Below are 21063 nucleotides of genomic sequence, written 5' to 3'. Positions count from 1 at the left end.
CGAGATGGCGTTATTAAATGTAGATCAATTATCGGTGCACTTCGGCGACGAAGGGACACCGTTTAAAGCCGTCGACCGCATTAGCTACAGCGTGAAGCAGGGTGAGGTGGTCGGTATTGTCGGCGAGTCTGGTTCCGGCAAATCCGTCAGCTCGCTGGCGATTATGGGGCTTATCGATTACCCAGGCCGCGTGATGGCGGAAAACCTGCTCTTTAACGGACAGGATCTGAAGCGCATTTCCGAGAAGGAACGTCGCAACCTGGTGGGCGCTGAAGTGGCGATGATTTTCCAGGACCCGATGACCAGCCTCAATCCTTGCTATACCGTTGGCTTTCAGATTATGGAAGCCATCAAGGTACATCAGGGCGGGAACAAGAAAACTCGTCGTCAGCGAGCGATTGACCTGTTGAACCAGGTGGGCATTCCCGATCCGGCCTCTCGTCTGGATGTCTATCCGCACCAGCTTTCTGGCGGCATGAGTCAGCGCGTGATGATTGCGATGGCCATAGCCTGTCGACCAAAGCTGTTAATTGCTGATGAGCCGACCACGGCGCTGGATGTGACCATTCAGGCGCAAATTATTGAGCTGCTGCTGGAGTTGCAGCAAAAAGAGAACATGGCGCTGGTGCTGATTACCCATGACCTGGCGCTGGTGGCGGAAGCGGCGCACAAAATTATCGTCATGTACGCCGGGCAGGTCGTCGAAACCGGCGCTGCGCAGGATATTTTCCGCGCGCCGCGTCATCCCTACACCCAGGCACTGCTACGCGCGTTACCAGAGTTTGCTCAGGACAAAGCGCGTCTGGCGTCGCTGCCGGGTGTGGTGCCGGGGAAATATGACCGACCGACGGGCTGTCTGCTTAACCCGCGCTGCCCCTACGCCACGGACAGATGTCGTGCGGAAGAACCTGCTCTCAACCAACTGGACGATGGACGTCAGTCAAAATGTCATTACCCACTCGATGATGCCGGGAGGCCCACACTATGAGTACGCATGAGGCCACCTTGCAACAGCCGCTGTTGCGGGCTATCGACCTGAAAAAACACTATCCGGTGAAGAAGGGGATCTTTTCTCCGGAACGGCTGGTAAAAGCGCTGGACGGCGTGTCGTTTAATCTCGAACGCGGTAAAACGCTGGCCGTAGTGGGGGAGTCCGGTTGTGGAAAATCCACACTGGGTCGCCTGCTGACGATGATTGAAACGCCAACCGGCGGCGAGCTTTATTACCAGGGGCAGGATCTGCTTAAACACGATCCGCACGCGCAGAAACTGCGGCGGCAGAAAATTCAGATTGTGTTTCAGAACCCCTACGGTTCCCTGAATCCACGCAAGAAAGTGGGGCAAATTCTGGAAGAGCCGTTGCTGATCAATACCAGCCTGAGTAAAGCGCAGCGTCGTGAAAAAGCGCTGGCGATGATGGCGAAGGTGGGGCTGAAAACCGAGCACTACGACCGCTATCCGCATATGTTCTCCGGCGGCCAGCGTCAGCGTATCGCTATCGCCCGCGGTCTGATGCTTGATCCGGACGTAGTGATTGCCGACGAACCGGTCTCCGCGCTCGACGTGTCGGTGCGCGCCCAGGTGCTGAACCTGATGATGGATTTGCAACAGGATATGGGGCTGTCTTATGTCTTTATCTCGCACGACCTGTCGGTGGTGGAACACATCGCCGATGAAGTGATGGTCATGTACTTAGGCCGCTGCGTGGAGAAAGGGACCAAAGAGCAGATTTTTAACAATCCACGTCATCCCTATACCCAGGCGTTGCTCTCCGCCACGCCACGGCTGAATCCGGACGATCGCCGTGAGCGGATTAAGCTGACCGGCGAGTTGCCGAGCCCTCTGAACCCGCCGCCGGGCTGCGCCTTCAACGCCCGCTGCCGACGTCGCTTCGGACCCTGCACGCAGTTACAGCCGCAGCTTAAAGAGTACGACGGCCAGTTGGTGGCCTGCTTTGCCGTCGATCAGGATGAAAACCCGCAGAAACCGTTGAGTTAATTGCGTTTTATGCCGGATGGCGGCTGCGCCTTATCAAGCCTACACCGTACCTGTAGGCCTGGTAAGCGTAGCGCCACCGGGCATGGCTCTCCGGTACGACTTATTCAATCAATTTTAATAACGGCGACAGGCACAACAATATTCCATATAACAGAATAAGCCAAGTTTTCAGGCCGCGTAATTTTTCCAGTTGCGCTACTTTATAAATCAGGAAAAAGGGAATAATACACGCGACAATGCCATAAAGCGGACTGCCTAACTGGAAAAAGACCAATACTGAGACGCGAAACGAAACCCAAATGACCAGAGTAACCACGATAAAGACACAGATTCCAGATGTCAGTAACAGTGGGTTGACGTTTTTGACATCCATAATACGACTCAATATATTCAGTACAATACCTTTAAGCGCTTCATGAAAACCTAAATAAATACCAAAGAACGCGGTAAGTACGGCAAAAATATTGAGAATGGTAGAGGTAATGTGGATGATATGGCCAGGGATTACCTGAGCTGCCAGCGCAAGAGCGGAAATATTCTGCTCGAATGCTGATACCGCTTCTTCATGGCTAATCGAAAAGGTAAACGAAAACGAGAAAAAGAGAATAATGGCAATCAGCGTAATATAGCTAATGCGATGCGTGCGAATCGCCATCCGGGTGGCCAGCACACGGTCAGGTTCGCGCTTACGATAGGCGATGTTCATTGGGTTTAGCACCTGAATGAAGACCGCAGAAAAGAAGCAAAATGGGATAGTGAGCAGTACGTCGCGAAAGAAAACCGATGCGGCGGGAAAGGCGGAAATATTATCAAGATTCCAGTGTGGGATCATCGCAAAACCGAATATCAGGATGATCCCGACTTTTACCACCACCATCGGGCCGGAAATTTTAAATAATAACTTTTCCCCGCCGGAGGCAATCACCACCAACACGGCGAAAATCACGACTTTATAGATAATAGACTGCGAAAGATCGGCCTCAGTAAGGCCGAAGGTTTTGATATAGGAGGCGCTATCAAACACCACCGACAGGGAGTAAATAAACACCCCGTGGATAATCATAAGGAAATAGATTACACCGAGAAAAACGCCCCAGTTTTTGCCAAGATAGTGACTGATAATATCGGTATAATCGTCACAGGTTTCGCTTTCAGATAACGTTTTTAGATAAATATCCTGCACAATATAGGTAGCGGGATAGGCGATGATAAAAGCGGTAATAAATACCCAGATCCCCTTGAGACCGATTTGCACTGGCATTAAGACGGTACCGGCGCCGATTGCCATACCGATACACAAGAGCACCCAGCCAAAATCATATTTTGTAAACGGTAATCTCGTTGAAAGCGGTGTGGTCGTAGCGTTACTGTTATTTAATGGTAATGTGTCGTCCTGCATAGAGCCCCCTGCCCAAAATATACGCAGCTCTCTCATAAAGAATGCTGCCTATAACCAGGCTATAGTGCCTTGATACCCGATGCGGCAAACCGGTGACAGCGGTTCGCCGAGCAATCGTCAGAATGCTGCTTTTCTGCTGGCGCGTTCAAGGTCATGAATAATATCGTCGGGATCTTCAGGTCCCGCTGAAAGACGGATAAGTTCGTCGGTAATACCTGCTTTTAGCCATTCCTCTGGCGCAACAGGCGAATATGTCATAGACGCAGGATGCTGAACGAGGGTTTCGGTATCACCGGGACTGGCCGCGAGGAGGCATAATTTACAGAATTGAGCGGCTGACTGCCAGCCTCAGAAATGCTGAATGTATTCTGGCAAATAAAAGTAGTCGTCTGCGAAGCGTCACGCAGATTGCACGTTAGCGCCGTGCCGGGACGGGGATTTTGCCGTAATATCAGCAGCAAGCCGGGTTTACCCGGTGAGGCGCAATGTTGCGGGGGCTTGATCCCCGGCGGCATAGGTTGCTGGATAGAGAAAACCCCCGCACGTTGACTGGTATAAACCTGGCAACCTGACGGGGGCTAACTTGAACCCAAACACTTTAAGGATAGCCGCGAACGGTTGCCATTGCAACAAGGCGGCTATATGACGCTTACGCAGTTGGGCGTGGCCTTCTGGCACGATCTGGCGGCGCCGATCATTGCTGGCATTATCGCCAGTGTGATCGTCAACTGGCTACGTGACAGGAAGTAACGCGTTTTGAGCGTCTGTCCGCCGTAATGGCAGCATGCGCCCGAACCAGGCCGCAGGGGAAACCTTGCGGCCTTTTTCGGTTTACTGCGGGTAAGGCACCCAGTCGCCGCCATTCAGACGAACGTAGGGCTTACCCTGGTACTGAATCACCACCGCATTAGCGTTTTCTGAAACCGGCGCGGTTTGCGGCAGATTGCTGGTCAGCTTGTTCCAGTTCACACTGTCTTCGGTAAAGAGCTTACCGTCCACGGCGCGTACGACCAGTTCGGAAATCGCCAGGTAGCTGCTCGGCTGATTAATATCAATCGGCGCGCCCTCATGCGGGGCTTTCATGCCAAAAAATTTCACGCCCGCCGGGACGTTGGTGATGGAGGGGCTGGGAATATCGCGCAGGCCTGAGATCTGCATTCTGTCGCCCTTCAGCGCGCCGCCGTGCTCCGGTACGACGACCACCATCACCTTACGCCCGGATTTTTCCAGTTCGGTGAAGAAGGCGTCCAGTTCATCGAACAGTTTCTGCGCGCGGATTTTATAATCCGCCGTTTTGCTGACGCCGGGGAAGTGGTTGCCATCGTGCAGCGGCAGCAGGTTAAAGAAAGTCGCGGAGCGGGAATTGGCTTCACGTTCTTCCCCTGTCAACCAGCGGTTCAGGACCGCCAGATCGTCATATACCGGCGAGCCGTCGAATGACAGCAGGGCGGTTGGCAGGCCGGACTGGTTCATCAGTTCGCTCTGCATACCGCCGTTTTCGCGAACTTCTTTCAGGAAGCCGCCAAATTCACCGTTATGATCCATCATCAGATGCTGAGTAAAGCCCAGTTTCGCCAGATTATCAAACAGATAACATTCGTTATTGGCTGGTTGATAAAGTCGGGTATGCGAAGGTTGACCACAGCTGGCGCGCAGCAGACGAATGGCCGCCGGGCCGCTGTAAGACGTACCGGAATTAAAGTGTTTAAACAAAATGTCAAAGTGCGACCATAGCGGATGTGACATCAGGCCTGCCGCTTCGACATCCGACCAGGAGAGCGAACAAATATTGATGACCAATAGGTCGAACGGCTGCGCATCAGGCGGAAGTTGCGCCGGGAACGTCGTTTTCCGCTTTTCTTCCGCGGCATAGAAGGTGTTCAACCAGGCGTTCAGATTCGCGGTCGTCGGCGGCGCGGTTTGCGCAGGCATATCGCCGATGACCGGCTTATCGCCAGCTGTCGCGACGGTAGCGGCCGCGTTACCGCCAGTTGTCGTCACCGTATCGGTTGGCTGGCCTGCCGGCCACAGCGTAAAAACCGGGCCGGTTAATGTCAGTACATTCAGCCATACCATGATGGCGACCACAAACACCGTGACCCGAATCCACTGTGATAAAAATAGCCAGGCAACCAGCAGTACGAAGATGGCGCCGATCATTTGCCAGTTAATAAAACGGGCGATCAGATCGAGCAGATAACCGGAGCTGAATTCCGCCACCTGCGTCCCCTGGCTCATAATGCTTTGCGGGCCGGGCAGCCAGGTATCGTGCCAGAACAGCGCGAAGCCGACGGGAATGGCAATCCAGTGGCGCAACCGGTGAAGGCGATATTTTGGTATTGGCATGAGCAGAAACGCCATGAATACCAGATTCAGTAAAGGATGAAAATTCAGATAGCCTGCCCACAGCAGGCCAAACTTGACCAGAAAATAGAAGTTCCAGCCGGAAAGACCGCGCCAGTATTGCCAGAGCGGAGAAGGCATTGAAGGAGTTTGAGTATGCTGAGTCATTTTTTGTCTGCCTTGACTTTCGTAGCGCGGCGCAGAGTTCCGGCTGGTTTTACATAACGAGGTTTGGCAAATAGCAGCCGGGTCGTATCACTGATACGGCGTAGCGAATGGCGCGCCAGATACCCCAGCGGAAAGAAAATCAGCGCGCAAAAAAGAATAATTTGCACGATATCGCTGATGGTCATCATGATGCACGCTCCGCGGTGTCGTCGAGCAATCGCAGGGGTTCAGGAATACGACGCCAGATGCGGCCATCGTGTTCGGCATTTATTACCGGGTCGGCGCGTTTTGCCAGCGGTAGCGGCGTTCCCCACAGTTCCGGCGACAATAAGCGCATCTGCACCAGCTCGGCGCTGATTTGTTTATCTTCGAACCAGACCATACGATTAGAGAAAATATCGCCCGTCGGCAAAGGGAAAATATGGTTTAACGCGGTATCCAGATCGTTGACCCGGCAAAATGATAAAAACAGCACCAGACGGTTGCCGCCGATGGTCATAATATCGCCGGTTCGGTTTGGTCGACATAATGTCAACGCCTGCTCAACCCGAATGCCCGGCACCGGGCGCAGCGCGACCAGAACGCCTTTCCCGTCGGCGGGGAGCAGGGTGTTGCTCATCATCGTATGGATGGCATCGCAGAAGGTATCCCACGGCTGAAAACCGCGCAGTTTCAACGGCTGCGTCATCGACAGTAGCGTGGTGATGTCTTCCGGTACGTAACGGCTGAACTGCTGCCCCTGCACGCTTTCAATAAGCGTCAGGCAGCGTGAAAGCGGGGCGTTCCAGGGAATGATCATATTCGCGCCGCAGCCCAGCAGCAGGCGCTCATCGGTGGCGCGCAAACTGGCGATATTTTCGCGCACGACAATTTTCAGCGCGCTTCCCCGCTGGCGTCGCAAAGTATGAATGCGACGAGCAAGCGGCTCGATTTGGTTGTTCTGTGTAAGCGAAAAAATAATTGTCGCGGCCTGCGCCGTGCGCGCGTCGTTGAATAGCGCTTCGTTATTGTCGAAAAGCGTCCAGTGTTCCGAGAGCGGCGGCGCGCCTTCAAGGACGGCGACGTGGCTAAGAATGCGTTTTTCGTCGCTACGCGGCTGAATTGCCGTCTCCTCCTGATGGGATAGTGATGCGCCGCGCGATAAATGCGGCTCATCCGTGCGATAAATGAAAGCAGCTTTTTCTTTCACATACTGCAAATTAATTACAGTAATTTTGCCCTTTTTCGTACATTCCTCTACCGAACAATCTCACCACCCAATACATAAGCACTCTCTTCCACTTTGGTACACCCAGTACCATCATTCCATCAAGAAAGATTTTGTCGGCCTCCTTCTTTGTGCGTAACGCGTTGTCATAGAGGTAATCGTGGATTATCGCAGCCTTGGCGTATTTCCCGTCAGGAGGCATGAGCGTCCGGAAGATGCGCGGAACGGTAGCGAGGTCAGTGACAAATCCGGCTGGTACGCTGATTACGTCGCTGTTGTCGTCGCTGAGGTAAAACTCAAAGGGTTCATATACCCGCCATCGATAGTGATCAAGCATTTCAAGAATGGCCGGAGTTGTGAAGCGGCTCATGAACTCATTCCTTAACGGTTTCCGGCCAGCCAACCACGTAATCCAGTACAGCCTGTGCGTTGGTGAGGCTGTTCACTTCGTTCTTCATCTGTCGCTGGCGCTGATGGATCTCAAACCCTTTTGTCACCATCGCCCCAATCATTGCCGCTTCCAGCGCCTGAATATCCGCAGGTGTCACTGGAATGTCATGGTTATGCGCGTCCGTCCAGAAAAATCCCTCCGGCAACTGCCCGTTTTTTGCCAGCATCGCCACAGGCTCCAGACGGTTTTGCGCTGCCTTCCCATAATCCCAGGTGTGATCCCTGAACTTAAACGTGTAACTGGCGTTCTCCTGTGTGGTGCGCCATATATCTATCTCGCGGTATTTTTGTTCACGGGCTTGTTCCGGTGTCATCAGGTCAATGATGTTTGTTCCGTCAAAACCCCAGCGACCAGATATATCAGCGCGACGGTTTTCTTCCGTGTCCGGTATTTCTGCGACACTTTTCCCGACGGGCCAGAAGCCAGAAACATCCCGTGAAATACACGTAATAACACCGTTGTTGTCGTACTCCACCTTTATTGTGTCGGGTGAAAACTGTTTCTGACATGAATACCAGTCCTGACCGTCTTCTGATTTAAGGTGTGGAGCCCCGGAAATAACAGGTGATTCCGGTTTATACGGCGTAAAATTTTTAATATTCTGCATTTTTTATCCCCTTACACACTTGGTGCCGTTACCCACGTATCACCAACCAGATACTGAATGGGACGGTAGTAAACCTTGTCATCACCACCTTCCATTTCCCAGTCACCGTCAGTATGGAACCCCGTCACCACCTGTCCGCCGCCAAGCTGAAAATCACGCCACAGACCGCCAGAAAGCGCCACGGGGCCGAGCCTGACCGCTTTTACTACATTGTTGTGAATCCAGGTACTTAACCAGCCATTTCCCCATAACGAACCAAAGATGTCGCCGTTATTCTGATAGATGGCTCCACCTGCACGAAGTGTGTTAGCGGTGATATCTCCATTGACCACAAAGACAATCGAACCATCAGGATTTCGCTGGCTGTACAGGTGCCACCCCTGGTCGTCGTCCAGTTCAATAACCGTTGGGCGGTTTCCTCCGTCGCCCCATAAATTGAACGTGGCAGTCAGTGCGGAGTTGTTATTGCTCGTCAGTGACAGTTTTTTTGCGTTACCTGCGCGAATGGCTCCCAGAACCATCATTTCACCGGGAGCGACACGAACGGTGTGCTGGCTATTCGCAAACGTATCCAGTATCCCGTCACCGTTCTGTTTAATTCCTGTGTCGTTATCGCCGAACACAATCGAATTACCACCAAGCGCATTGTCAGTACCAATGCCTAACGCACCGTTTAGCCGTCCTCCATTAACCGACAGTGCCTCAACGTCACCGGCTGTAGGTTTCATCAGGCTGTTATACAGCGTATATGTCTGACCGCTGGTTGAATTTCCCGGCTGTACTGATGAATATTCAGGCGTACTGTACAGCGTGACATTTGCATTACCGGTGTAATCATATTGCGCAATTAACCAGTACGCATACTGGCCGATATTAATATAAATATCGTAGGTGTCGCCTGATGTATTAACCCATGCGACCTCGTTAGCTGCGGTAGGTGAACGTCTCCACAATGTGGCAGTTATTCCTGTCGGGTTCCCGTTACCTGAACGCAGCACCAGTTCACTGATTGCAGCCTGATCAAACATACCGACGTTAAACCCCGACCCGCCATACAATTTAATTACAGCGGTGGATGTGAACTGCGGCATTACAACTGTGGCGATTTTGTACCATCCAGAAGCATCATTAAATGTGATACTGGTAGAGATCACAGCGCCGATAGTTCTCGCAAATTGTTTTTTATCCGGAATATCGCCGCCGTTCTGCGATTTTTGTAGGGCACCGGTGATACGACTGTCGTCACCTGCGGCTACAGTGCCTTGTGTGGTGCCAACGTTGCGGGTCGCGCTGTCGCCGAGCTGGAGGGACTGACGGGCCAGCGGGATATTTGTCAGGTCAGCGAGGTTGCGTTCTTTGGCAAGGCGCGCGTTGGCGTTATCCATCGCGATTTTGACCGCTTTTGGCGTGGCGGCCATTGCTTCACTGTCACTCATGACGCCACTGTAAAGCTGCACAAAGCCTTTCGCCGTCAGCGACGCGTCCGGGTGATTACGGGACTTCGCGTGCTCGGCCAGCGCGTTGTTGGTACTTTCCAGTTGCTGTTTCAGCCACTGCGTGCGGTTGGCCAGTTGTTTTTGTGGCTTGTTGGATACACCATCAGGGCCGCCCAGTACCGGGTCTGACGTTTCCAGTTGATAAATATCTTCTTCCCACTGCGTGACTTCTGTCAGTTTACCCATGGTTAACTGCTCCCGTGGTTGTAGGTCCCGTCATAGCGGGCTGTATCGTTGTAGCGGATGGGTGCGGCGGTAAAATCCAGTGAGGCCAGTTCACAGCGTGCCGGGGCAAACACCTCCAGCGTTTTACGCAGCAGGGCCGCCTGGTCGTTGGTGATGGTGACAGCCAGAATGACCTGGTAAAGTGCCCAGTGGGTCTCCGCCGGATACTTCTCCGCGATAGCCGGGTCCAGACGGTCACCGCCCTCACACAGCTCCACCTCACCAAACCCCAGATTGCGGATAACCTGCCGGACACTCCAGGGGGTTCCCTTGTAACGATGCAGCTCAATCGCATTCTTTATCAGTGCCCGGCGGGCATCTTCCGATTCCGCCAGGTTCCAGCCGTTATCACCGGTAATGGCGAGCTGGTCAGCCAGCCACGGCAGCGCGGTGACTTCGGTTAAATCCACCAGATAAACCAGCAACGGGGTCAGGTCAATATCCTGCAGACGGGCCGCCAGCCCGGCCAGAATACGAAACCGCGCATCCTTCGCCAGCGGGGGAGTCAGGGGAATATCGCGGCGGTCAGCCATGGGATTTTCCCTCCGGTATCAGGTTAATACCGGTACAGTGTGCCCATTCGTTGTCGGCCAGCACGTGCTCTTCCGGAAGCGTGAGCGTGACGCGGTATACCCCCGGCACGGACAGTGCAGCAGATATCTGACTGGGGATAATATCCAGCCCCAGACGGGAAGACTGTCGCTGTGTCCAGAATGTTACAGCCCCGCGCGCATGCTGCATAACCAGGTCCATATCCTGATCGTCATAAACCCGAATGGACGCACTGATGCTGTAATCAACCTTAACCGGTGACTTTACATGTACTGTGTCGGTCAGTGGACGAACCTTCTCGTCAGAACAAATCCCCGCCACCAGATCCAGCAGATTCTGCTCCGGGAGTCCGTAAGACATCAGCGGGTAAAGCTCCACGGTACCCGGTTCGGGACGTACTACCGCCACATCGACAATATCCTGATGGGCACTCATCGCGTGGAAACGGTAAGCCCCTCTGGAGCCTGCGTTACTGAAAGACTCCGGGGCCAGCAGAATACGCTCACGCAGGTGATCGTCACTCTCCGGATCAGTGCCGCCGGTGCTGACGGACGGATTGGTGACGGTAAAATCCAGACTGCCGTCGCCGATATCGTCCATCAGGTTACTGATTTGGGCAGGCTGCCAGTCGTTACCCGCCAGTCCCGGCAGGGTACAGGTGGCCTGGATACTGACCCGGTCACTGCCCGCAGGCAAAGTGACATCCCCGTCGGTGGCGAACACCACGCTGTCACTTGCGCTGACGCGTGTCCCCGCCGGAATGAGTACCGGCTGAACGGCGGGAGACTCCAGCGAGAACAGCAGCAGGGTGGTGGCCGCCTGTGCATCCAGACGGTACACACCCACCAGTTCGCCAAGATAATCCAGCATCGGCGCACGGGATTTTGCCACCAGATTCTGACAGGCAGCGTCCTGTATGGCGGTTCTTACCAGGGACTCCCGGTAGGCGATGAGATTAATCAGCAGCATCTCATCCTGTGCCGGGTAAAGTGTTTTCCCCGAGTCCGTCTGATATTTTTCTACCAGTTCACGCGTGATTTTTTCCGGGTCGGCTTCCACAAAGACCGGATCTGTCAGGACTAACGCCATACCACCTCCGTTGATGTTTCTGCTCCGTTCTCCACCCGCCAGCGCACGCGCAGGGTCATATGTTCACCATCCGTTACCGACTCCACCCGGATTACCTGACAACGGGGTTCCCACTGACGTATGGCATCCACGGCTTCGCGGATGACATACGGGCGGGCGCGATCCACCGGCCAGTCCAGGTAGAGATAAAGCTGATTGCCAAATTCAGGACGATGCGGATCAGCCCCTTTCGGTGTCGCCAGAATGATGCGGATGGACTGGGCAATATCATCAGCCCCGGTCGCCCGACCCTCGCGACCGAGAGCGGGTTGCCACCAGACCGGAGATGCAGTATTCACGGTATTCATGCCGACAGTGTGCAGCAGATGGCTGGCGGAGGCTTTTAAAGCCCTTTAAAACCCTCCCGCCAGAAAAGGGAAGCTTACGGCAGACGTTATTTCATGGGGGCACCGGTCGGACTGCCGTTATGGCCGTTCGGGTGCTGATGGTCCTCCAGCGAAACGCTGGCCGACTGCAGGTCGCCAGTGGCTTTCAGAGTGCCTTCGATGGTCGCTGCAGCGCCTCCTTTCCCGCCGGAAATCGCCATCCCGCCCTGACCGGTGATACTGCCTTTTACCAGCAGGTTACCCTTAACGGTGGCATTGCCGGTAACGTCGGTTTCGGGACTGTCCACCGTGGCGTGCTGCGTCCGGATGGTGGCGCTCTCTTTTGCGATCACCGTTGCCTGCGTGTCGGTCTGCACGGTGATGTTGCTGTGGGTGGTGATGATCAGCGTCTTTATCGCGCCGCCGATGGTCATGGCACTGTTTTTGCGGTCGTATTCCACAAAGGTACCGTCCGCAAAGTCGGTGCGGCGTTTGTTGCGGTCGGCAATGGCGGGCCGGTCCTGCGCGTTATAGGTGCTGCCCAGCACCACGCCATCCTCGGCGTGCTCATCAAGCAGCAGGCGGACCTGCTCGCCAATATCCGGCAGCCAGTAGTCCTTATTGTTCTGGGTGTTGTGCTGAAGAACATCCAGCCACCAGGTACGCAGGTTGTTTTTCCCCGGCAGACGCACACGAACGCGGACATTCTTTTCATCAATGTCGCTGACCGTGCCGGTCTCAAATATCACGCCACTCATGGCCGTACTCCTTTTTTCGGGGCGACAGCCTGCGTTGTGCCACCGTCCGCTTTATATACCGTCAATGTCTTACTGCCGCTGCCGGGAGATTTTTTCGCCACAGGCCCGCGAGCCAGTTCCACATCCATGGCATAGCCGCCGGAACGGGTCATTGAGTGTCGGACCGAACCGGTCAGCCATTTGCCGTCGCTGGCACCGAACCCGGTCAGGGTGACATTATGTCCGGCCCGCAGGCGGATATTCCCCGCCATGCTCAGGGTGGCCACTTTCTGGTACTGATTTTTCAGACTCAGCGCGGCACGTGTCCGGTGCCCGGCAGCCCCCTGGTTAGCGGCACGACCAGAGAGCACCAGCGTGTCTGCGCTGACATTCTGCCCACGCGTGGCTGTACTGACCGTGGTGGTACTTTCCCCGCCATCAGCCTGGTAAGTCACTACCTGTTTGGTGCGACTGTTCTGGCTGCGGTGCTTTGCACCTTTGTAGATACGATTGATGGTGTCGCGCAGGAAGTAACGGCTGATATCAGACCGGGTAAAGGTGAATGTCGGGGGCGCTTCACGCAGTTTATCCAGACTGGAGAAGATGACATGGGTATGAGTCACCTTTACCAGATAGCCGTAGTCGCGGGCCAGCCGCTTAAGAAAGGCCAGATCGGTTTCATCGTACTGTGTCACCCGGTCGAGCGTCAGCGGTTCAATCTGTCCCTGTAACTGCAGGTGATGCTTTCCGGCGATACGCTGCGCGATAGCAGCAAGCGTGGTGTTCTCAAATCCCCGGCTGACTTTTGTCCGCATGGCGACGGTAACGGAGGTCGCCAGCCCGCGCAGGGACACGCTGTCTGGCGGTCCGGACAGTTCAATCTCGTCAATGGAAAATGTCCCACACTCCCGCAGGGTTTCACCGGCGTAACCCATCTGCAGGGTCAGCGTATCACCCTTGCCGGGATACCACGCGTCCCGCCAGCGGCCTGCGCTGTCCTCCAGGTCCACCTGAATCTCATCGCTTTCCCCGCTGAGTTTGTCGGTATAGCTGACCGAGGTCACGTACGCACTCACGTCATGCGTGATGTCCTTCCGGTTATACACCAGACGGTAAGCCGGTTGCGGAACCGCCACAGTCATGCCTGTCGTTACTGCAGCCATGGGGGTAACTCCTGCGTGGTCTGGTCTGCATCAATGACGGGAATAGCCAGCCGCTGTCCGGCACTCAGAACCGGCGTGATGGCAATGTGCGGATTGGCCATGATGATGCGGGCATAGCCCAACGGATCGCCGTAATAGCGGTACGCTATATGGTCCCAGCGTTCACCGTCAGTGGTGATATGTTCAATGTAAAGTGCGTCCATTACAGGCTCCGGGTCAAAAGTCGGGAAGCCATCCTGCTTAAAGCGGGTGAGGCGTCGTTAAACACGCTGGCCGCACGCCCGGCAAGTGAGGCGGTATTGTCCAGCACGGCAGGCAGATTAGTGAGATTATCCACATTCAGTCTCTTCAGCTGCGCGGTCGCATCCGATGTCAGGGTGGTGATATCACTGGCCGCACGAACCATGCGCGAGGCCTCCGGCAGAGCGTCTGTCAGACCGTTCAACAGTGGAAATGCCTTTTCCAGCGGGCGCGTGATGCCGCCCAGACCGGCAATCATCCCCGGCACACGGCTGAAGGCGACTACCGGATTATGCTTCAGCTGACTGGCCACACGGATCACACCCGACACGCTGGCCATTGCGGACTGCGCCTGACGGGCGAGCCCCACGGCCTCGCGGACCATGCCGCCGATGCCGGTGGCGGCAAGCGACGGACGAGCCACAGCCGACACGCCCGGCAGGTTGCCCCGAATGGCGGGCGGCTTCAGGGGATTTTTCGGATCGCCGGTGAACTCCCGCAGCGTCACCTCCACCTGCATTGCCTGCAACCGGCCTCCCTTGTCTGCCATCTGCCAGGTCGGGTTAGCGTCGGTGATGACAACATACCCCAGATAATCTCCACCGCCGGTGACGAACGCCAGTGCCTGATGCGACAGACGTGCGGCGTTAAGCTGCTGCCACTGCGTGGCCGGATCGCAGTAATGCTGATGCCACATCAGCGTCAGATGGTACTCATCCGCCTTATCACCGGTGAACTGCAGGCCGGGTTTACCGCCAATGCGGCTCAGTTCTGCAAACTCTGAACCCATGGACGCATCCAGCGCATCCGGGCTGGTCAGCACCTCAAATTCAATATTGCCAAGCAGCGCAAACATCAGTAAGTCCTCCGCTGTTCCTGCCAGATGATATCCCGCAGCATACGCTCCAGTTCCTGACGGGACAGCGTCAGGGCCTCCTGTATCGCCCCCGCAGGCTGCTGAGACTGGCCGTCAATATAAATTTTAGGGGTATAAGTGATGTGTATACCGCCCCCTGTTCTGCTCCCGAAGCCCAGCGGCAGGTCGGGTACTGCAGGCAGGGATGGCAGACGAGGACGCAGGCTGTTACCCAGCCCGTCCACAGCTTTGCCAGCACCGGGGGCGCTGCGGTTTATCCCGATGGTCAACCCCTGGACGATATTGTCGCCGTAACCCATAAACACGCGGGAGGGGGAATGAATATCGAGCTTGTCTTTGAACCAGTTTTTCACCCCGTCCGCCAGATCGGAGATGGTATTTTTGGTCTCTTCCCAGGTGTTTTTAATCCCGCTGACCAGGCCGTTGATAATGTTTTTCCCGAAGTCAGTGAAGTTCGCGGGCAGGTCAATGCCGAACCATTTCATGACCCCGGCGAAGACCTTATAAAAGAGTCCCAGTGGCGACCAGTTGAGGATGAGTGCCGAAATCCTGCCAATCCCGCCACTGAAGGCCGTTTTAATGTCATTCCATCGGGCCTTAAACCAGGTACTGATGGGCCCCCAGTAGCGGTAAATAAGATACGCCCCGACAGCAATCCCGGTAATGATGAGGCCAATGGGGTTCATCAGCATGGCGCGGCCCATAAAGAGAATGGCGCGGGCGGCAATCATGATCCCCTTGTACAGGCCGGTACTCAGCACACGAGTCAGGGTCCAGGCCCCGGAGGCGACACGCCGGAGCATCCCGCCACTGCCGATGGCAGTGCGCAACAGCCGCCAGCCTGAGCGCAGGCGGACAAAACTGGTGTACAGGCTGACTAACGGGGAGAACAGAATATTAAACCCCAGCTTTACGCCCACAAGGGCAATCCGGAAGCCCAGCGCGCCCGCCATCACTTCAGCAATGATGGTGATGAGCTTCTGGTTCTGTTTTACCCATAACCCGGTTTTATCAAGTACAGGGATGATCCGGGCCGCAAGACCTGATAATGACGGAGCCAGCGACTCCCCGATGGACAGAGAGATATCTTTCAGTGAAATGAGAATGCGCTTACCCCGAGACGCCAGCTGCTCATTACGCTTGCCAAAGTCGCGGTCAACAGAGCCCTGAGCCTCCGGGCTGTTCATGCCTTTCTTGATATTCTGGTAGTCACCCCAGCGCTGGCGCATGGCCAGCAGGTGGTTCACCGTCTGAACATCGGTAAAAATGGAACTCAGGCCGAAGGACTCCATCAGGCGCTGCTGGGCCTCTTTATCTCCCTTTGCGCCTGCAGACTGCCACTGCTTCATGAAGTCCGCGCCTTTCGATTTGATAAAGCGATCAGCGATCAGGATTGAGGCTTCATACTGAGAGTAACCGCTGGCGACATAGTCCGACATTGACCCCCTGTAATCGACGCCCTGCATCTGATAACGGCGGGCAATGTCGCCCCGGTTCATGGAAGACAGCCAGTTGCGCATGTTGGTGGCAGCTTCCCCTTCGGTTCCTGCTCCCTCGCGCCCGACTTCCAGACTTGCCACAATCTGCGCGATCGCTTCCTGACCATAAATCCCTTTGGCCGCGAAGCCCTGCGCCATTTCCGGCAGGTACTGCGCCATATCCTTCAGCTCAAAGCGCCCGGATTTGCCACCGTAAACGGCCTTACTGAAAGCCGATTTCAGTGCATCCTGACCATTGATTTTCAGTGATTCAAACGCCAGCCCCATTTTGGCCAGATCGTTAATGTTTGCCCCGGAAGCGGTAGCGGTACGCCCCAGTAGTTGTGCCCACTTCACCGCCTCCATCGGGGCCTTACCGGCAGCAACCAGCGTCCCCACGCCTTCCAGCAGGGTGTCGGTGGTCTGATGGGTGGCTTTTGCCTGCTGACGGATCGCATCGCCAATCTGCTTTTCCTGCTTTTTATCCAGATCGCCGGTAATACCGATATCGCGCAGCTGTGCCTCAAAATTCGAATAGTCCATGACACCAACGGTAAAGGGTTTCATCAGTGCTTTTGTCAGTCCCCAGGTCTCCAGCCCCTGCGCGTAAAGGCTCATGCGGTTGTTTTTCATCGACTGACTGAGCGCTGCTGCCTTCGTCATCTGCGCCTGTTGTTTCTGCATTCGCGTGAACTGGCGGCTGACCACATCAAGCTCAGTGCCGATTTTACGTACCGCCCGTCCTCCGATATCCCCGTAACGCGCCATGGCCCGCGTGGCCATTTCCTGTCTGCGGGTCAGGTCATCCTGCTTTTTTTTCAGTCCGTCAGTGGCCATGGCGAGTTTGTTCAGCGTTCGCTGTGTCCCGCTCATGGTGGACAGGAAGCTGCTGGTCACAGCACCGCTGACTAAAACACCAATTGAAAAGGTTGTGGCCATGTTTTATTCTGCCTGTGCAGGGTTAAATGAGGGAATGATATGGAAACGCGGTTCTGGTGCTATGCGGCGATTATCATCGCAGCCTGGTTTGGCTTTCTGGGCTGGCTTCTCCTGCAACTGCAGGAAACCCTTGTTGAGACAGGTACAACCCCCTGGAGTATGGAAAACATCATCCTGCAGGGGATTGGGGCCGTTATCCTCGTGATCGTGTCTGTACCTGTGATTGCAGCCCTGCAGCCACTGATTGTGCTGGCAGGGCTGATTGCAGAAGGCGTATGGCAGCTGTTGCGTGGTATTTATCTTGCCGGTCGCTGGCTTATCCGCCGCCATACTCACGCCTGATTTGTTCCCCCGCCTCATCCAGATACGCCTCCAGATCTTCAACAGTCAGCGCCTCTATCTCTCCGGGCTGCCAGCGAAACCACCGCGCCAGCAGCGCCGTCGCCTTATACAGCGTCTCCGGCTTGTCCATCCATGCCATAGGCCTGCTGAAATCGCTCCTGCAGGGCGCGATAGTCCTGCAGATCCATATCCGAAAGGTCTTCCGGCACCAGTCCGGTCATGGCGGCAATCAGCGGCTCATCCCACTCTGCCGGGTCCTTGCTGACGCTACGGGCAGCACGGATATCCTTCACCTTCAGACGGTGCAGGGTCAGTGTGTGCAGCTTCTGTCCGGCGGCAGTGGTATAGGGGTGTTTCAGGGTATAGCAGTCAGACTGTGACATGGCGTCCTCACGTGATGAATAAAAATAAGGTTCACGCCCAGACTATATAAAGGAAGAGAAAAGGGCTTTTAAAGCCCTTTAAAAAAGCGGGGGACATCCGTTTCCCCCTGAATCCGGGCAGAACTCCGCTGCCGTTGCGTCGCACTACAGGGTATTCTGTTTCATGGCCTGCGTCAGACGGTATCCCTCCATCTCCCACAGCCGGTTGACGGCATCCGCTCTGGCATTTTCAATGGCAATATCATAACCGGTATCACTGTTGAATAGCGTCGGATCAATGCAGGCACTCTTTCCCACACCTGCCACAAACCCATCAGGCAATACCGCAATGGCCACCGTGCAGGTGGTACCAGGAAAATGATGGGTATGGTACGTCAGACTGTCCACCAGATTATCAATGTCACGTTTTTCCACTTTCATCTTCAGCCACCAATATTGGCCCGGTAATCAGCCAGCATATCCCGGCCATTAACCCGGAAAATATTGGCCATGTAGTCCAGCTCCAGTACCTCCTGACCATCAATCACCTGCTTAATATAGGTACAGGTGAAGGACGAGTTCAGGTCGGGGGACTCCTGGTGCTTGAAGGTGCCTGCCGGATTTTTGGTGAACTGTACCGTCAGGTAGGTCACCAGCGGCATCTCCTTCACCAGACCGCCACTGTTAAACTGCATGATGTTCGACCGGCACTGCAAAGAATATGCCTTCAGGGGATTGGCAGTCAGGACCGCCACATCCAGATAGAGACTGTTCCACTTGATTTCACCCTCCATCTTGTCAAACCCCATCGGCAGTTCAATTTTCCCGATCATCCCCAGCGCCTTTCGTTCCTGCATGACGGCGCTGACGTCGGGACACTTAATTTCCTCGGCCTTGCCCAGCAGGCTGCGTCCGTCCAGATAGACGTTGGCGTTGCTGATGGCATTAATCTGTATGGTTCCGCCCATCAGGTGTTCCCTCCGTTGCCGTTAAGGTTGACCAGATATTCGGAGGTGATCTCCGATTCCAGCGTCAGACGCTCCAGCGGCGGCGGGGGCGTCAGTTTGTAACTGATGAGCATATGACCGTCGGCGAGGTCCGCCTCCTCGTTGCGCTTTTTGTCATACCAGCACTTAAAGCCCAGCAACGCGCCATCACCCGTCAGCTTGCGCCCGTACTGGTTCACTGACTCCAGAATGGTGTCAATCAACGCCTGGGTGATCGGTTGATCGATAAACGACAAACTGGAGGAGCGGATCGCCTCATCGGTCATATCCTTCACCCGACGGCAGTTCTCGAAGGTGAGCAACCCGCTGGAGGACGGGTAAGAAGCCACCCGGTTCCCCCACAGCCGGAAGCCGGTGCCGAAGCTGTTGAATACGGTGGTGATCCCGTTGGCGTTCAGCAGGTTTGCTTCGCTTTGCGGGTCGTCAGGCTGCGCGGTAATGGGGCGCTCAATACCGGTCACGCCTTTGAGCTGCTGGTTGGACGATGACCACCAGTAGCCATACTCCAGATCCGTCCAGGCACGCAACCCGGCAGCATGCGAGGACAACGGCTCCAGCCGGTCGGCGTTGGTCTGCGCGTCATACACCTTCACATGCGGGTAACACAGGCGCAGACGCCCGGAGGCGGTGTTAAAGTTGATGGTGCCAGCGGGTCCGCGTCCGGTGATGGCCTGCTGCGGAGTGGTACCCACCGGTGCATCAACATAAGCAACCGCCTGTGCTTTGGCTGCCTGAATGTCCAGTTCTGCCATGACAGATGCCTGGGTGCCGTATACCGGCGCAATCAGGATTTTCGCATTAAAGCCGTTCTCCGAAAGACAGTCGGCCAGCAGCTTCAGGCCGCTGCGGCGACCGGCGGCATCCACCGTGCCAATGATATCAGCAGCGGTGACTTTCGTCGGGTCTGCGTAATCGTAAGTGACCGTCACCTGCGCGCCTGCATCGATACCGCCACCCGCGACCCGCGTCAGGGTACCGGTGTCTGATGCGAGATGATAATCTGTCCCGGCAGTGTAGGTGGTATTCCCGGTTGGTGCTTTGACCGTCACGTTCATCACCGGTGCGTGTTCCAGCCGGGCCATGTCGTTCACGAATGTCACGGTTTCAGACGGTACGCTGGTGTTGTGCTTCGCCGGATCAAGGACGTTAATGGCGATAATTGTTCCTGCGCCATACCCGGTCAGTGTGGCGAGCGCCTGCGGCAGGGTAAAACCGGCAAGCGTCGCGCCGAACTGCCCCGTATCGGGTTCTGACAGCAATATGGTGAGCGTGTTCACAGGACCTGCCGGAGCAGTACCCACCACGCCGATAACAGCGGACTTCACCGCCCGGACGGGAACCGGACTGCGGTTAATCTCTATGGTCTCGGAACCGTGCAGATAATCAGCGGGCATCATTCACCTCCACAGGAGCCGGGGTTCTGGTCTGACGGGACGGCACGGACGGGGTGCCCTGCGTTTTACTGCCCACCTCCTGCAGGTGTTTCAGTGCCAGCAGGGTCAGGGTATAAGGATGGTCGGGCACAAGCTCCACGGGCTTACCCGGCCACAGCAGCACTTCACGCTGTTTTCCGTTCTCGTTCAGGGTGACGCCGGACGGCGGCCCTGAATAGATATAGGTTGTCACGGTGTGACCTCCGGTTTCGTATCACTGTTGTCAGGTATCGTCCCGGCAAGCGGCGCGCCGCCGTTCTCCGGGGTGTCATCCTGAATAAAAAAAGACTGTGTGGCGAACGTCAGGGCGTACTGCCACAGGCCCTGCACTTCCCCCAGAAAAACATCATCAATCAGCCAGACAGGGCGCAGGCAGTTTTTCGGTCGCCAGCCGCCGAGCGCCTGACGCACATTGTCCAGTACATCCACCGCGCCATCCCGGCCATTCAGCTGGCGCAGAACGACGGTGGCGATAAAACGCATCGTCTGCGGCTGTATCACCGCACCGGTACTCTCACTGGTCCCGTAGGTGGAGCGGCTGTAACTCAGCAGCACCGCGCCCACCGGGTGGGTCAGGGTGAACGC

The 21063-nt window shown here is 55.6% G+C and carries 25 protein-coding genes and 2 pseudogenes; 4 read left to right on the top strand and 23 right to left on the bottom strand.

Annotated elements, in window-relative coordinates:
• Window positions 1–4: 4 nt before the first annotated feature.
• Both dppD and dppF read left to right on the top strand, forming a co-directional pair.
• Window positions 5–988 carry a dipeptide ABC transporter ATP-binding protein gene (gene dppD / locus HV477_RS21515; protein WP_001196509.1) on the top strand — a complete coding sequence of 328 codons (984 nt, stop codon included), beginning with the start codon at window positions 5–7 and terminating at the stop codon, window positions 986–988.
• Entirely contained in the window at window positions 985–1998 is a 1014-nt protein-coding gene (gene dppF, locus HV477_RS21510) for a dipeptide ABC transporter ATP-binding subunit DppF (protein ID WP_000103561.1), read from the top strand. The genes dppD and dppF overlap by 4 nt, the downstream gene beginning before the upstream one ends.
• Before the next feature lie 100 nt (window positions 1999–2098).
• Here dppF and HV477_RS21505 read toward each other — a convergent pair whose 3' ends face one another.
• Together HV477_RS21505 and HV477_RS28530 are read right to left on the bottom strand one after the other, a co-directional pair.
• Entirely contained in the window at window positions 2099–3397 is a 1299-nt protein-coding gene (locus tag HV477_RS21505; RefSeq protein ID WP_079898879.1) for an aromatic amino acid transport family protein, read from the bottom strand.
• Between the two features lie 117 nt (window positions 3398–3514).
• A pseudogene (locus HV477_RS28530) lies at window positions 3515–3667 on the bottom strand (PLP-dependent transferase); the annotation flags it as partial.
• Between the two features lie 372 nt (window positions 3668–4039).
• On the opposite strand from HV477_RS28530, the gene HV477_RS21495 reads away from it, so the two are divergent.
• On the top strand, window positions 4040–4147 hold the full coding sequence (locus HV477_RS21495) for a type I toxin-antitoxin system toxin Ldr family protein (protein ID WP_001537650.1): 108 nt from the start codon (window positions 4040–4042) through the stop codon (window positions 4145–4147).
• An 81-nt stretch (window positions 4148–4228) separates the two neighbouring features.
• Here the strand turns inward: HV477_RS21495 and bcsG are convergent, their stop codons facing one another.
• The 14 genes and pseudogenes from bcsG to HV477_RS21425 form a co-directional block, all read right to left on the bottom strand.
• Window positions 4229–5908 carry a cellulose biosynthesis protein BcsG gene (gene bcsG, locus HV477_RS21490; RefSeq protein ID WP_000192026.1) on the bottom strand — a complete coding sequence of 560 codons (1680 nt, stop codon included), beginning with the start codon at window positions 5906–5908 and terminating at the stop codon, window positions 4229–4231.
• On the bottom strand, window positions 5905–6096 hold the full coding sequence (gene bcsF, locus HV477_RS21485; protein WP_000988321.1) for a cellulose biosynthesis protein BcsF: 192 nt from the start codon (window positions 6094–6096) through the stop codon (window positions 5905–5907). The genes bcsG and bcsF overlap by 4 nt, the downstream gene beginning before the upstream one ends.
• Window positions 6093–7037: pseudogene (gene bcsE / locus HV477_RS21480) on the bottom strand (cellulose biosynthesis protein BcsE); the annotation flags it as partial. The gene bcsF and the pseudogene bcsE, both read right to left, overlap by 4 nt.
• A gap of 70 nt (window positions 7038–7107) precedes the next feature.
• Complete coding sequence (locus tag HV477_RS21475) at window positions 7108–7485, bottom strand: DUF1353 domain-containing protein (protein WP_175065382.1); 378 nt, start codon at window positions 7483–7485, stop codon at window positions 7108–7110.
• A 4-nt stretch (window positions 7486–7489) separates the two neighbouring features.
• A complete protein-coding gene (locus HV477_RS21470) occupies window positions 7490–8173 on the bottom strand; it encodes a DUF4376 domain-containing protein (RefSeq protein ID WP_175065381.1) in 684 nt (227 codons plus the stop codon).
• Window positions 8174–8184: 11 nt separating this feature from the next.
• Complete coding sequence (locus HV477_RS21465) at window positions 8185–9744, bottom strand: tail fiber protein (RefSeq protein ID WP_375372881.1); 1560 nt, start codon at window positions 9742–9744, stop codon at window positions 8185–8187.
• 113 nt (window positions 9745–9857) lie between these two features.
• Window positions 9858–10427 carry a phage tail protein I gene (locus HV477_RS21460; RefSeq protein WP_175065380.1) on the bottom strand — a complete coding sequence of 190 codons (570 nt, stop codon included), beginning with the start codon at window positions 10425–10427 and terminating at the stop codon, window positions 9858–9860.
• Window positions 10420–11535, bottom strand: a complete 1116-nt coding sequence (locus HV477_RS21455) for a baseplate J/gp47 family protein (RefSeq protein ID WP_175065379.1) — start codon at window positions 11533–11535, stop codon at window positions 10420–10422. Before HV477_RS21455 ends, HV477_RS21460 begins: the two co-directional genes overlap by 8 nt.
• Complete coding sequence (locus HV477_RS21450; RefSeq protein WP_309224855.1) at window positions 11526–11873, bottom strand: GPW/gp25 family protein; 348 nt, start codon at window positions 11871–11873, stop codon at window positions 11526–11528. Before HV477_RS21450 ends, HV477_RS21455 begins: the two co-directional genes overlap by 10 nt.
• A 95-nt stretch (window positions 11874–11968) precedes the next feature.
• On the bottom strand, window positions 11969–12658 hold the full coding sequence (locus tag HV477_RS21445) for a phage baseplate assembly protein V (protein ID WP_175065377.1): 690 nt from the start codon (window positions 12656–12658) through the stop codon (window positions 11969–11971).
• Window positions 12655–13800 (bottom strand): phage late control D family protein, encoded by a 1146-nt coding sequence (locus tag HV477_RS21440; RefSeq protein WP_175065376.1) that lies wholly within the window; start codon window positions 13798–13800, stop codon window positions 12655–12657. Before HV477_RS21440 ends, HV477_RS21445 begins: the two co-directional genes overlap by 4 nt.
• Window positions 13788–14003: a tail protein X gene (locus HV477_RS21435; RefSeq protein ID WP_175065375.1), complete on the bottom strand. Its 216-nt coding sequence runs from the start codon at window positions 14001–14003 to the stop codon at window positions 13788–13790. Before HV477_RS21435 ends, HV477_RS21440 begins: the two co-directional genes overlap by 13 nt.
• On the bottom strand, window positions 14003–14896 hold the full coding sequence (locus HV477_RS21430; protein ID WP_175065374.1) for a phage tail protein: 894 nt from the start codon (window positions 14894–14896) through the stop codon (window positions 14003–14005). Before HV477_RS21430 ends, HV477_RS21435 begins: the two co-directional genes overlap by 1 nt.
• Window positions 14896–17334, bottom strand: coding sequence for a phage tail tape measure protein (locus tag HV477_RS21425; RefSeq protein WP_175065373.1), 2439 nt, complete (start codon window positions 17332–17334; stop codon window positions 14896–14898). The genes HV477_RS21430 and HV477_RS21425 overlap by 1 nt, the downstream gene beginning before the upstream one ends.
• Window positions 17335–17373: 39 nt before the next feature.
• Between HV477_RS21425 and HV477_RS21420 the strand changes: the two genes are divergently transcribed.
• Complete coding sequence (locus HV477_RS21420; protein WP_175065372.1) at window positions 17374–17676, top strand: hypothetical protein; 303 nt, start codon at window positions 17374–17376, stop codon at window positions 17674–17676.
• On the opposite strand, the gene HV477_RS21415 is transcribed toward HV477_RS21420, so the two are convergent.
• The 7 genes from HV477_RS21415 to HV477_RS21385 all read right to left on the bottom strand — a co-directional run.
• Window positions 17651–17815, bottom strand: coding sequence for a hypothetical protein (locus HV477_RS21415; RefSeq protein WP_001555116.1), 165 nt, complete (start codon window positions 17813–17815; stop codon window positions 17651–17653). The genes HV477_RS21420 and HV477_RS21415 overlap by 26 nt on opposite strands.
• Window positions 17781–18059 (bottom strand): phage tail assembly protein, encoded by a 279-nt coding sequence (locus HV477_RS21410; protein ID WP_000083169.1) that lies wholly within the window; start codon window positions 18057–18059, stop codon window positions 17781–17783. Before HV477_RS21410 ends, HV477_RS21415 begins: the two co-directional genes overlap by 35 nt.
• A gap of 144 nt (window positions 18060–18203) precedes the next feature.
• Window positions 18204–18479, bottom strand: coding sequence for a Gp49 family protein (locus HV477_RS21405; protein WP_175065371.1), 276 nt, complete (start codon window positions 18477–18479; stop codon window positions 18204–18206).
• 2 nt (window positions 18480–18481) lie between these two features.
• The gene (locus tag HV477_RS21400; RefSeq protein ID WP_080246830.1) at window positions 18482–19006 is read right to left on the bottom strand and encodes a phage major tail tube protein; all 525 of its coding nucleotides are present in this window, start codon (window positions 19004–19006) and stop codon (window positions 18482–18484) included.
• Window positions 19006–20439: a phage tail sheath subtilisin-like domain-containing protein gene (locus HV477_RS21395; protein ID WP_175065383.1), complete on the bottom strand. Its 1434-nt coding sequence runs from the start codon at window positions 20437–20439 to the stop codon at window positions 19006–19008. The genes HV477_RS21400 and HV477_RS21395 overlap by 1 nt, the downstream gene beginning before the upstream one ends.
• Complete coding sequence (locus HV477_RS21390; protein ID WP_175065370.1) at window positions 20429–20671, bottom strand: hypothetical protein; 243 nt, start codon at window positions 20669–20671, stop codon at window positions 20429–20431. The genes HV477_RS21395 and HV477_RS21390 overlap by 11 nt, the downstream gene beginning before the upstream one ends.
• The coding region (locus HV477_RS21385; RefSeq protein ID WP_175065369.1) for a Gp37 family protein at window positions 20668–21063 on the bottom strand (396 nt) is incomplete at its 5' end. The genes HV477_RS21390 and HV477_RS21385, both read right to left, overlap by 4 nt.

Source organism: Salmonella sp. SG203 (genome assembly GCF_013350575.1).
GTDB classification, from domain to species: domain Bacteria; phylum Pseudomonadota; class Gammaproteobacteria; order Enterobacterales; family Enterobacteriaceae; genus Salmonella; species Salmonella enterica.
Note: the sequence above shows the minus strand (reverse complement) of the source record. Positions and strands in the feature narration are given on the sequence as shown.